12 protein-coding genes and 1 pseudogene are annotated in these 12,162 nt (G+C 70.0%); 2 read left to right on the top strand and 11 right to left on the bottom strand.

Annotated elements, in window-relative coordinates:
* Window positions 1-21 precede the first annotated feature (21 nt).
* Window positions 22-582 (top strand): DUF3043 domain-containing protein, encoded by a 561-nt coding sequence (locus AB0P29_RS10895; protein WP_217531295.1) that lies wholly within the window; start codon window positions 22-24, stop codon window positions 580-582.
* 69 nt (window positions 583-651) lie between these two features.
* Here the strand turns inward: AB0P29_RS10895 and AB0P29_RS10900 are convergent, their stop codons facing one another.
* The 5 genes from AB0P29_RS10900 to dnaE form a co-directional block, all read right to left on the bottom strand.
* Entirely contained in the window at window positions 652-1,671 is a 1,020-nt protein-coding gene (locus AB0P29_RS10900; RefSeq protein ID WP_363379754.1) for a quinone-dependent dihydroorotate dehydrogenase, read from the bottom strand.
* Window positions 1,672-1,708: 37 nt separating this feature from the next.
* Complete coding sequence (gene nrdR, locus AB0P29_RS10905; protein ID WP_064002325.1) at window positions 1,709-2,182, bottom strand: transcriptional regulator NrdR; 474 nt, start codon at window positions 2,180-2,182, stop codon at window positions 1,709-1,711.
* Between the two features lie 13 nt (window positions 2,183-2,195).
* A complete protein-coding gene (gene hisD / locus AB0P29_RS10910; protein WP_311283540.1) occupies window positions 2,196-3,497 on the bottom strand; it encodes a histidinol dehydrogenase in 1,302 nt (433 codons plus the stop codon).
* A gap of 20 nt (window positions 3,498-3,517) precedes the next feature.
* The gene (locus tag AB0P29_RS10915) at window positions 3,518-4,633 is read right to left on the bottom strand and encodes a hypothetical protein (RefSeq protein ID WP_363379756.1); all 1,116 of its coding nucleotides are present in this window, start codon (window positions 4,631-4,633) and stop codon (window positions 3,518-3,520) included.
* 66 nt (window positions 4,634-4,699) lie between these two features.
* Entirely contained in the window at window positions 4,700-8,218 is a 3,519-nt protein-coding gene (gene dnaE / locus AB0P29_RS10920; RefSeq protein ID WP_363379758.1) for a DNA polymerase III subunit alpha, read from the bottom strand.
* 48 nt (window positions 8,219-8,266) lie between these two features.
* Between dnaE and AB0P29_RS10925 the strand changes: the two genes are divergently transcribed.
* Complete coding sequence (locus AB0P29_RS10925) at window positions 8,267-8,740, top strand: NUDIX domain-containing protein (protein ID WP_217531290.1); 474 nt, start codon at window positions 8,267-8,269, stop codon at window positions 8,738-8,740.
* Here AB0P29_RS10925 and AB0P29_RS10930 read toward each other — a convergent pair.
* From AB0P29_RS10930 to AB0P29_RS10955, 6 genes and pseudogenes are all read right to left on the bottom strand, one after another.
* Window positions 8,668-9,095, bottom strand: a pseudogene (locus AB0P29_RS10930) (hypothetical protein). The gene AB0P29_RS10925 and the pseudogene AB0P29_RS10930 sit on opposite strands and share 73 nt — an antisense overlap.
* Before the next feature lie 54 nt (window positions 9,096-9,149).
* Complete coding sequence (locus AB0P29_RS10935; RefSeq protein WP_363379760.1) at window positions 9,150-10,073, bottom strand: RluA family pseudouridine synthase; 924 nt, start codon at window positions 10,071-10,073, stop codon at window positions 9,150-9,152.
* The gene (gene lspA / locus AB0P29_RS10940) at window positions 10,060-10,665 is read right to left on the bottom strand and encodes a signal peptidase II (RefSeq protein ID WP_217531287.1); all 606 of its coding nucleotides are present in this window, start codon (window positions 10,663-10,665) and stop codon (window positions 10,060-10,062) included. The genes AB0P29_RS10935 and lspA overlap by 14 nt, the downstream gene beginning before the upstream one ends.
* 11 nt (window positions 10,666-10,676) lie before the next feature.
* Complete coding sequence (locus tag AB0P29_RS10945) at window positions 10,677-11,282, bottom strand: DivIVA domain-containing protein (RefSeq protein WP_217531286.1); 606 nt, start codon at window positions 11,280-11,282, stop codon at window positions 10,677-10,679.
* Between the two features lie 114 nt (window positions 11,283-11,396).
* A complete protein-coding gene (locus tag AB0P29_RS10950) occupies window positions 11,397-11,699 on the bottom strand; it encodes a YggT family protein (protein ID WP_359919230.1) in 303 nt (100 codons plus the stop codon).
* A gap of 4 nt (window positions 11,700-11,703) precedes the next feature.
* On the bottom strand, window positions 11,704-12,159 hold the full coding sequence (locus AB0P29_RS10955; RefSeq protein ID WP_064002335.1) for a cell division protein SepF: 456 nt from the start codon (window positions 12,157-12,159) through the stop codon (window positions 11,704-11,706).
* Window positions 12,160-12,162 lie beyond the last annotated feature (3 nt).

A 12,162-nucleotide genomic window follows, 5' to 3' on the forward strand; every position in this document is an offset into this window, starting at 1 on the left:
CCGATTCCGAGGAACCGCCCCGTGGCAAAGACACCGCCCCCCGCCGACACCGCCCCCGACGCCCCCACCGGCGCGGGGAAGAACCGCCCGACGCCCACGCGCGCCGAGCAGGAAGCGGCGCGCAAGCGGCCCCTCGTCGCGAACACGAAGGAGGCGCGCGCCCGCGCCAAGGCCGAGCTCGCCGCCCAGCGCGAAAAGGCCCGGATCGGCATGGCCAACGGCGACGAGCGTTACCTCACGCCCCGCGACCGCGGGCCGCAGCGGCGGTTCGCCCGCGACTACACGGATGCCGGCTGGCACTTCGGCGAGCTCGTCATGCCGCTGCTGGTGATCGTCATCCTCTTCGCCCTGGTCCCGAACACCGCCGTCGTCTTCTACGCCTACATCGGCCTCTGGGCCTACCTCCTCTTCGTCGTCGCCGACATGATCATGCTCTCGCGCAAGGTCAAGAAGCTCGCCGCCGCGAAGTGGGGCGACCGCCGCGAGAAGGGCCTCGGCTGGTACGCGGCGATGCGCTCGGTGCAGATGCGGTTCATGCGTCTGCCCAAGCCCCAGGTCAAGCGCGGCGAGTACCCGAGCTGAGTCCGAGATCCGCAACGGGCCCGCACCGAGAGGTGCGGGCCCGTTCTCGTGCGGGGCGGATGCCGAAGCTCAGCGCACCAGGCCGCGGTTGATCTCGCGCGCCCAGAGGGGGCCGCGGTACACGAACGCGCTGTAGCCCTGCACCAGGTCGGCACCGGCCGCGAGCCGCTCGCGGACGTCGGCCGCGGTCTCCACTCCCCCGGCGGCGATGACGCAGAAGTCGGCGGGGACGGCGGCACGGACCCGGCGGAGCACCTCGAGCGAACGCTCGCGCAACGGCGCGCCGGAGAGCCCGCCGGCGCCCATGGCCTCGACACGTCCGGCATCCGTCGTGAGGCCCGTCCGGGCGATCGTCGTGTTGGTCGCGACGATCCCCGCCAGCCCCGTGTCGACGGCGAGGGCCGAGATGCCGTCGATCTCGTCGTCGGTGAGGTCGGGGGCGATCTTCACGAGGAGCGGGGTACCGCCGGCGGCATCCTTCACCGCCGACAGCAGCGGACGGAGCGTCTCGACGGCCTGCAGGCCGCGGAGCCCGGGCGTGTTCGGGGACGACACGTTCACGACGAGGTAGTCGGCGACCGGGGCGACGAGGCGCGTGCTGGCGACGTAATCGGCCGTCGCGTCGGCGACGTCCACGACGCGCGACTTGCCGATGTTCGCGCCGAGCACCGGACGGTTCGTGCGACGGCGCATGCGCGCGAGGCGGCCCGCCACGACGGCCGCGCCCTCGTTGTTGAACCCCATGCGGTTGATCAGCGCACGATCGGCGGGCAGCCGGAACAGCCGCGGCTTCGGGTTGCCGTCCTGCGGGATCGCGGTGACCGTGCCCACCTCGATGTGGCCGAATCCCAGCGCGTGCAGGCCGAGCGCTCCGACGGCGTTCTTGTCGAAGCCGGCGGCGACGCCGAAGGGCGAGTCGAAGACGAGACCGAGGGCCTCGGTGCGCAGCTGCGGGGCCGGGCGGGTGAGGGCGCGGGCGATCCACGAGAACGGCGGCACCGCGGCGACACGGATGACGACCATCCCGAAATGGTGGGCCGTCTCGGGGTCCAGGCGGCGGAGGACGAGGTCGAAGAGGAGTCGGTACATCGGCTCCCAGCCTAGGGCGAGGGGCGCACCCCCGTGATCAGACCTCTTCGCGCTGGGCCCGCTGCGCGTGATCCGCCCGCAGCAGCGCGATCGCCTCATCGAAGTCGTCGAGGGTCTCGAACGCCTGGTAGACGCTCGCGAACCGCAGGTAGGCGATCTCGTCGAGCTCGCGCAGGGGTCCGAGGATCGCGAGTCCGATCTCGTTCGTGTCGATCTGCGAGACACCGGTCTGACGGACCGCCTCCTCGACGGCCTGGGCCAGCATCGCGAGATCCGCCTCGGTGACGGGACGGCCCTGACACGCCTTGCGGACGCCCGACATGACCTTCTCGCGACTGAACGACTCGATCACGCCGGACCGCTTGATGACGTTCAGGCTCGCCGTCTCGATCGTCGAGAACCGACCGCCGCACTCGGGGCACTGACGACGGCGACGGATGCTGAGCCCGTCGTCGCTCGTGCGGGAGTCGATGACGCGGGAATCGGAGTGACGGCAGAACGGGCAGTGCATGGCGGCATCCAGCCTACGCGTCGAAGCGCGCCGTGACGGCTTCACCGTGCGCGGGCAGCACCTCGGCGTTCGCGAGCGTGACGATGTCGTCGTGGACCGCCTTCAGTGCGTCACGGTCGTACACGATCACCTGCTGCGGACGCAGGAAGGTGGATGCCGACAGTCCCGACGCATAGCGCGCCTGACCTCCCGTGGGCAGCACGTGATTGCTGCCGGCGAGGTAGTCGCCGAGGCTCACCGGGGTCCACGCGCCGACGAACACGGCACCGGCGTTGACGTACTCCTCAGGGCGCGGGTCGCGCAGGTGCAGCTCGAGGTGCTCGGGAGCGTAGGCGTTGCTGAACGCCGTCGCCGTGGCGATGTCGTCGACGAGCACGACGGCGGACTGCGGCCCCGACAACGCCTGCGCGACGCGGGCGGCGTGGTGCGTCGCGGCTGCGCGCTTCTCGACCTGGACCACGACCGCCTCCGCGAGCGCCGCAGAGTCGGTGACGAGGACGGCCGCCGCCTGCTCGTCGTGCTCGGCCTGGCTCACGAGGTCGGCGGCCACCAGCCGGGCGTCCGCTGACTCGTCCGCGACGATGAGGATCTCGGTCGCGCCCGCTTCGGAATCGGTGCCGACCATGCCGGCCACGACGCGCTTCGCCAGCGCGACGAAGTTGTTGCCGGGGCCCGAGATGACGTCGACCGGGTCGAGACCGAGGGCCGGGACACCGTGGGCGTAGGCGCCGATCGCCCCCGCGCCGCCCATCGCGTACACCTCGGTGATGCCGAGGAGGCGAGCCGCGGCGAGGATGACGGGGTGGACCCGGCCGCCGTGGTCGCGCTGCGGCGGCGAGGCGAGGGCGACCTGTGCGACGCCGGCCACCTGCGCGGGGACGACGTTCATCACGACGCTCGACGGGTAGACCGCCTTGCCGCCGGGGACGTAGACACCGGCCCGCCGCACGGGTCGCCAGTGCTGCTCCACGCGGGCACCGGGGCCAATGTCCGTCACGACGGATGCCGGGACCTGCGCGGCTGAGGCGCGCCGGACCCGGTCGATCGCGTTCTCGAGCGCCCGACGGATCGCCGGGTCGAGGGCGTCGAGCGCCTCCTCGAGGTGCGCGGCCGGGACGCGGACGTCGTGACCTTCCACGCCGTCGAAGCGGGCGGCCTGTTCGCGCAGCGACGCCTCCCCCCGCTCCGCGACGTCCGCGACGACGGCGGCCGCCGTCGCCAGCGCCTCGTCGCGGGCAGCGGTGGCCCGGGGGACGGCAGCGAGGAGGTCAGCCGGAGTGACGGCGCGACCCCGGAGGTCGATCGTGCGAAGCATCCCTCCAGGGTACCGGCGCGTCAGCCCCGGGTGACGCCCGAGACGTCGGTGAGGTAGCCGATCCGACCGTCCTCGTGGCGCACGACGAACGAGTCGCCGCGGTCCTCGATGACGAGGGCCCAGGCGGTCGGGCCGATGCGGAACAGGGGCGCGCCGTTCTCGTCGACGACGTCCCGTTCGACGGGTGCGAGCGCCCAGAACGCCTGCTGCGCCGAGGCCGGAGCCGGTGCCGGCTCGTCGTCATCGATCGGGTCGCCGAGCGGTGCCGGGTCGGGGTCGACCGACGGCGCCGCCATCGTGAAGCGGGCATCCGAGATCGGACGGGCGACGACCGGGCGGGCACCGCGGGCGACGCGGTGCGAGACCGTCTCGCTGCGGTGCAGGAAGTCCTCGTGGAACGGCGGGATGAAGGGGGCGATGACCGTGAGGGCGACACCCGCCGCCATCAGGATGACCTCGACCCAGACGACCCAGCTGCTCAGCCAGACACCCGTCGCGGCGCCGCGGGCGATGTTGATCCAGAGCCAGCTGAGCCAGAGCACCGCCGAGACCGAGAAAGCGACGGAGGCGAACTGGTCGATACCCAGGGAACCGACCCGGCGGATGCCGGTGGGCGAGAAGCGACGCAGGACGATGAGGAACACCGCGACCGTCGGCACGCCGATGGCGAGGATCCAGTCGATGCCCGAGCCCCAGACGTTCCCGCTGCCGAGGAGCTGCGTGTACGGGCCGTCGCTGTAGAGCGGGAAGAACGAGAAGAGGAAGGCGAGCGCCCAGACGCCCAGCAGCGACACCTCGCGCAGCGAGAACGGGCCGATCCCGTACTGCGGCGGGACGTGGCCCGCCTCGGGAGCGTGGTCGACAGCGGCAGGGGCGGCCTCGACGTGGGACGCAGGGGCCTCGGCGGCCGCCGGGGCGTCGTCCACGGGGGCGGATGCCTCGGCTGCCGGCGCGTCGGCTGCGGCCGGCGCGGAGGACGCCGCATCCCTCTCGAAGTCGTACGCCTCGGTCTCACTGTCGACGCGGGACGCGTCGTACACCGCGGTCTCGGGCTCCCGGACGACGGTGATGTCGAGGTCCTCGACGGTGCCCCCCGTCTCGTCGGGCGTTTCGGGGGTCGGCTTCTGGTCGGTCACGATGCTCCTTCCGCACAGCGCCGGGGGGGCGCCGCCTGCGATCCTACCCCGCGGGCTGTGGACGACTCAGCCCAGACACTGGGGTCCCAGCAGACCCTTCAACTCGCCGTAGAGGTCGACCGTCACGCCCACCTGCGCGGGCACCTCGAAGACCTTCGCGACGCCGCCGCGGTGGAGCTTCAGGGTCACCTCGGTGCTGCCCGGATGCCGGTCGAGGACGGCGGCGAGCTGACCGATCGTCGTCTCGGTCGCCCGGTGCTCGGGGAGCAGGAGGACGAGCGGGCCGGCGGCATCCACCGATCCGAGGTCGGGGACGAACGCGGACTGCCCGTGGAGGTTGCGCCCGTCGTCGCGCTGCGAGACGCGTCCGCGCACGACGAGGATCGAGTCGGCCTGCAGCATCGACTGGAACTCGGTGTACGTCTTGCCCATGAACATGACGGTCACCTCGCCGTCGAAGTCCTCGACGGTGATCATGCCGTACGGATTGCCGCTCTGCTTCGCGACGCGGTGCTGCACGCTGGTGACCAGGCCCGCGATCGTGACGATGTCGCCGTCGGAGATGTCCTCGGAGACGAGCAGGTCGTGGATCGCGGTCGACGCGTGTTTGGCGAGCGGGATCTCGAGCCCGGCGAGCGGGTGGTCCGACACGTAGAGCCCGAGCATCTCGCGTTCGAAGGCGAGCTTGTCCTTTTTGGTCCACTCGGGACGCTCCGGGACGCGGGCGACCTGCTGCGGCTCGTCGTCGCCCCACAGGCTGTCGAAGTCGAAGCCGACCTCGCCATTGGCCTCGCGCCGTTTGTCGAGCACGGCCTGCTCGGTGGCGTCCTCGTGGATCTCCATGAGCGCGCGCCGGGTCGAGCCGAGCGAGTCGAACGCGCCGGCCTTGATGAGAGACTCCACCGTGCGTTTGTTGGCGACGTGGGCGGGGACCTTTGCGAGGAAGTCGTGGAAGCTCGTGTAGGGACCGTCGGCCCGCGCCGCGACGATGCCGTCGACGACGTTGCTGCCGACGTTGCGGACGGCGCCCAGACCGAAGCGGATGTCCTCACCGACGGCCGCGAAGTAGCGGATCGACTCCCCCACGTCGGGCGGGAGGACGCGGATGCCCATGCGGCGGCACTCGTTGAGGTACACCGCCATCTTGTCCTTCGAGTCGCCGACGCTCGTGAGGAGCGCGGCCATGTACTCGGCGGGATAGTGGGCCTTCAGGTACGCGGTCCAGTAGGAGACGAGGCCGTACGCCGCGGAGTGGGCTTTGTTGAAGGCGTAGTCGGAGAACGGCAGCAGGATGTCCCAGAGGGCCTTGATCGCTGCCTCACCGAAGCCGCGTTCCTTCATGCCGCCCGAGAAGCCCTCGTACTGCTTGTCGAGCTCGGACTTCTTCTTCTTGCCCATCGCGCGGCGCAGGATGTCCGCCTGACCGAGCGAGAAGCCGGCCACCTTCTGCGCGATCGCCATGACCTGCTCCTGATAGATGATCAGGCCGTAGGTCGTGTCGAGGATCTCGCGCAGCGGCTCTTCGAGCTCGGGATGGATCGGCGTGATCGGCTGCACGCCGTTCTTGCGGAGTGCGTAGTTGGTGTGCGAGTTCGCGCCCATCGGACCCGGTCGGTACAGCGCGATGACGGCCGAGATGTCCTCGAAGTTGTCGGGCTTCATGAGGCGCAGGAGCGAGCGCATCGGGCCGCCGTCGAGCTGGAAGACGCCGAGCGTGTCGCCGCGGCTGAGCAGGTCGTACGCGGCGCGGTCGTCGAGTTCGAGGTGCTCGAGGTCGAGTTCCTCGCCGCGGTTGCTGCGGATGTTGTCGAGGGCGTCCGAGATGATCGTGAGGTTGCGGAGCCCCAGGAAGTCCATCTTGATGAGCCCGAGGGTCTCGCACGACGGGTAGTCGAACTGCGTGACGATCTGGCCGTCCTGCTCGCGGCGCATGATCGGGATGATGTCGATCAGCGGTTCGCTCGACATGATGACACCGGCGGCGTGGACACCCCACTGCCGCTTGAGACCCTCGAGGCCGATCGCGCGGTCGAAGACGGTCTTCGCCTCGGGATCGGTGTCGATGAGCGAGCGGAACTCGCTCGCCTCCTTGTACCGCGGATGCTGCGGGTCGAACATGCCGCCGAGCTCCATGTCCTTGCCCATGACGGGCGGCGGCATGGCCTTGGTGAGCCGCTCCCCCATGGAGAAGGGGAAGCCGAGGACACGACCGGCATCCTTCAGCGCCTGCTTCGACTTGATCGTGCCGTACGTGACGATCTGTGCGACGCGCTCAGAGCCGTACTTCTCGGTCACGTAGTCGATGACCTCGCCACGGCGACGGTCGTCGAAGTCGACGTCGAAGTCGGGCATCGAGACGCGGTCGGGGTTGAGGAACCGCTCGAAGATCAGACCGTGCTCGAGCGGGTCGAGGTCGGTGATGCGCATGGCGTACGCGACCATCGAACCGGCACCGGAACCGCGGCCGGGACCGACGCGGATGCCGTTGTCCTTGGCCCAGTTGATGAAGTCGGCGACGACGAGGAAGTACCCCGGGAAACCCATCTGGAGGATGATGCCGGTCTCGTACTCCGCCTGCTTGCGCACCCGGTCGGGGATGCCGTCGGGGTACCGGTAGTGGAGGCCGGCCTCGACCTCCTTGATCAGCCAGCTGTCCTCGGTCTCGCCCTCGGGCACCGGGAAGCGCGGCATGTAGTTGGCGGAGGTGTTGAACTCGACCTCGCAGCGCTCGGCGATGAGGAGCGTGTTGTCGCAGGCCTCGGGGTGGTCGCGGAAGAGCTGCCGCATCTCCTGGGCCGTCTTGATGTAGTACCCGTCGCCGTCGAACTTGAAACGGTTCGGGTCGTCGAGGGTCGAGCCGGACTGCACGCAGAGGAGGGCGGCGTGCGCGTCGGCCTCGTGCTGATGCGTGTAGTGCGAGTCGTTGGTCGCGACGAGCGGGATGCCGAGGTCCTTCGAGAGCCGGATGAGGTCGGTCATGACACGACGCTCGATCGACAGCCCGTGGTCCATGATCTCGGCGAAGTAGTTCTCCTTGCCGAAGATGTCCTGGAACTCTGCGGCCGCGGCGCGCGCCGCCTCGTACTGCCCGAGACGCAGGCGGGTCTGCACCTCCCCCGACGGGCAGCCGGTCGTGGCGATCAGTCCCTTGCCGTAGGTCTGCAGCAGCTCGCGGTCCATGCGCGGCTTGAAGTAGTAGCCCTCGATGCTCGAGAGCGAACTGAGCCGGAAGAGGTTGTGCATCCCCTCCGTGCTCTGGCTCCACATCGTCATGTGGGTGTAGGCACCGGAACCCGAGACGTCGTCGCTCTTCTGGTCGGGCGAGCCCCAGGCGACGCGGGACTTGTCGCTGCGGTGGGTGCCCGGGGTGACGTAGGCCTCGAGACCGATGATCGGCTTGACGCCGGCGGACTGGGCGGCACGGTAGAACTCGAAGGCCGCGAACGTGTTGCCGTGGTCGGTGACGGCGATCGCCGGCATCCCGTACTCGGCTGCCGCCTGCGTCATCGCGCCGATCTTGGCGGCCCCGTCGAGCATCGAGTATTCGCTGTGCACGTGCAGATGGACGAAGGAATCGGATGCCACGGATCGAGTCTACGTTCCGGGTCCGACACGGGACCTAGGCTGGTCGGCATGGCCACTCCCGAGTTCGTCCTCGCCCTCCGCGAGAAGATCGGCACCGCTCCCCTCCCCCTCGTCGGCGTCACCGCGATCGTCTTCCGCGACGAGAAGGTGCTCATCGGACGGCGGGCGGACAACGGCTCGTGGCAGCCCGTCTCCGGCATCGTCGACCCCGGCGAGGAGCCCGCCGATGCGGCGGTCCGGGAGTGTCGCGAGGAGGCGGGGATCGTCGTCCGCGCGACGCGCCTGGCCGCCGTGCAGCAGATCCCCCGCATCGAGTACGCCAACGGCGATCAGGTCGACTACCTCGACCTCGTCTTCCGCTGCGACTGGGTCTCGGGCGAGCCGCATCCCGCCGACGGAGAACTCACCGACGTCGGGTGGTTCGGGCTCGGCGAGCTGGTCGACGTCGATCAGACCCACGTCCGGAAGATCGCGCTCGCGATCGCCGAGGACGACCCCGCGAGCTTCGCCGGCGGCCGCTGACCGTCAGCCCGTTCGAACAGGCTTCGGGTGCCGACGTAGGCCATCGTGAGGTCGACCTTCTCGCCCCTGTCGTCGACGGGGTACCCCCCGATCGCCGGCGCACCCTGCGACCTCGCGAACTCCACCACGCCCGCCAGCAGGGCGTGGGAGATACCCTTCCCGCGACGCCCCGGGGCGGCCCCTCCGCCTCGAGGTCCCGCACCCGCGCGCCGCGTGCCGGACCGGAGAGCGGCCGATGCTCGGGACCCGGAAGCCGGTAGGTGAGGCACCAGCAGACGTTGGCGTCGGGACGCTTCGGTCCCACCATCGTCGCGACGTCGTCGAAAGAGGTGGCGGGGCGGACGTCGACGGTCATGACAGCAGGATGCCGCGGGCCGCCGACGTTCGCACCCCCTTCCGCCGAGTCGGCTCACGCGTGGTCGCGCAGCATTTCCAGGGCGTGAGCGAGGTCCGCCGGGTACTCCGAGCGGAAGGTCGACCACTCCCCCGTCGCGGGGTGCGCGAATGACAGTTCGTGGGCGTGGAGCCACTGCCGCGTCAGCCCCAGGCGCTGGGCGAGCGTCGGGTCGCCTCCGTAGAGGGGATCGCCGACGCACGGATGCCGGTGGGCGGCCATGTGGACGCGGATCTGGTGCGTGCGCCCGGTCTCGAGGTGCACCTCGAGCAGCGAGGCACGGGGGAATGCCTCGAGCGTCTCGTAGTGCGTCACCGAGTCCTTGCCGTCGGGCGTGACCGCGAACTTCCACGAGTGGCTGGGGTGACGGCCGATGGGCGCGTCGATGGTCCCCACCAGCGGGTCGGGGTGGCCCTGCACGACCGTGTGGTAGATCTTGTCGACCTCGCGTTCCTTGAACGCCCGCTTCAGCGCGGTGTAGGAGCGCTCGGTCTTCGCGACCACCATCAGGCCGCTCGTGCCCACGTCGAGGCGGTGCACGACGCCCTGACGCTCGGGAGCGCCGGAGGTGGCAATGCGGAACCCCGCGGCGGCGAGGGCGCCGACGACCGTCGGACCCTCCCATCCCAGCGAGGGGTGCGCGGCGACACCGGCGGGCTTGTCGACGACGACGATCTCGTCGTCGTCGTGGACGATGCCGAGGTCGGGTACCGCGATGGGGACGATCTCGGGACCCCGCTTGTCCTCCCAGTCGACCTGCAACCAGCCCCCGGCGACGAGCTTCTCGGACTTGCCGACGGTGCGCCCGTCGAGTTCGACTCCCCCACCCTCGGCGACCTCGGCCGCGAACGTGCGTGAGAAGCCGAGCAGCTTGGCCAGCGCGGCGTCGACCCGGGTGCCGTCGAGGCCGTCCGGGACGGGGAGGCTACGGCTGGGCATGGGGATCGGCGGATGCCGGCTGCGCCTCGTCGTCCGCCGTCGCCGCGGCATCCTTCTCCCGCGACCCGTCGAAACGGACGCCGAGCAGGACCAGGATCGCGACGGCGAGCATCATCGTGACGATGAAAGAGTCGGCGACGTTGTAGATGGCCGACGGGAAGCCCAACCAGAGCCACGGCGTGTGGATGAAGTCGACGACGTGCCCGACGAGGAACCCGGGTGCGCGGAACAGTCGGTCACCCAGGTTGCCGAGGATGCCGCCGAGCAGCAGCCCGAGGACGATGGCCCACGCCCGCGACCGCACGCGGGTCACGGCGAGGACGATGATCGTGACGGCAGCGGCGGCGAGCACGAGGGTGAAGACCCAGGTGACGCCCTCCCCGAGCGAGAACGCCGCGCCGGGGTTGAAGGTCAGATAGAGCTGGAGGAAGTCCCCGAGCACCGGGACGGCCTGCCGCTCGGGCAGGTTCTCGAGAGCGAGGAACTTCGTGAACTGGTCAGCGGCCAGCACCAGCACCGCGAGGATCGCGATGGTGGTGCCGGCCGCTGCGGCGCGCAGTGTCGTCCGCGACGCGGATGTTCGGCTCGACAACGTGCGAGCGGTCAGGAGGCGGGGATGGGCGTCGAGCCCGAGGTGCCGGCGACGTCGAGATCGCGCAGCTTCTCCTCGATGAAGCCGCGCAGCTGGACGCGGTAGTCGCGCTCGAACTGACGCAGCTCGCTGATGCGACCCTCGAGGGTGCCGCGCTCGCTCTCGAGGCGGGTGAGCTCGTCCTTGGCCTTGGTGCGGGCCTCGTTGAGGATGGCGTCGGCCTCGGCCTGCGCCTCGGAGATGAGCTTCTCCTTCTGCGCCTTGCCCTCGGCGACGTGCTCGTCGTGCAGGCGCTGCGCCAACTCGATGATGCCGGCGGACGCGGCCGCAGGAGCGGTCGCTCCGGCCGCGGGGGTCTCGGCGACGGGCTCGGCCGGAGCCGGGGCCTCCTCGACGACCTCTTCCTCGGCGGCGGGGGCGGCGGCCTCCGGAGCGGGGGTCTCGCCGGACTCGTACGCGGCGAGCTTCGCCTTCAGCTCCTCGTTCTCGGCGATCGTCTTGCGCCACTCGACGACGATCTCGTCGAGGAAGTCATCGACCTCGTCCGGGTCGAAACCCTCCTTGAAACGAACATGCTGGAACTGCTTGGTGACGACGTCTTCGGGAGTCAAAGGCATGTGTCTTTCCTCTTTCGGGGCTCAGGAAGCGGGCCGGTCAAAGAAGACCCGCGAGGCGCGAGCCGTACCCCGACAGCATAGTCCGCGGCTGTCGTGGGTGCGACGGCGACGACCTCACACGCGGCTCAGCACCTGCGTGACGGACAGGAGCACGAAGCAGCACAGCATCGTGATCGGGAAGGCGAGATCGAGCGCGATGGGACCGATGCGCAGCGGCGGGATGAAGCGGCGGAAGAACTTCAGCGGCGGGTCGGTCACGGTGAACACGACCTCAGCGAAGACGAGCCAGCCGCCGCGCGGACGCCACTCCCGGTTGAACATCGGGATGTACTCCAACACCAGACGTGCCAGGAGGAACAGCACGTAGATGAGCAGGAGCGCGTTGAGGATCCCGGCGATGAGGCCGATGGCCGACACGACGTCAGTGCGTGAAGGGGGCGGAGTCGGCGTCGCCCTGGGCGATCGCCCCCTCGCCAGATACCGCGACGTTCTCGGGCGAGAGCAGGAAGACCTTGCTCGTCACGCGCTCGATACGGCCGTACAGACCCAGCGAGAGTCCGCTCGCGAAGTCGATGAGGCGGCGGGCGTCCGCATCGCTCATCTGCGAGAGGTTGATGATGATGGGGATGCCGTCGCGGAAGTTCTCGGCGATCATCTGCGCGTCGCGGTACTGCTTCGGGTGCACCGTGACGATCTCGCTCACGGTGGCCGGAGCGGGCTGGCGCACGACGGCTGGACGGTGGATGGGCGTCACCGGGGCGGTCTTGTTCTCGACCTGCTTCTCCCGGCTCTCGCGGCGGGGAGCCGGCTCCTCGTAGACCTCTTCCTCGTCGGCGAGGCCCAGGTACACCATGGTCTTCTTGAGCGGGTTCGACATCGC

Source organism: Microbacterium sp. NPDC080220 (assembly GCF_040686395.1).
Lineage (GTDB): Bacteria > Actinomycetota > Actinomycetes > Actinomycetales > Microbacteriaceae > Microbacterium > Microbacterium gawkjiense.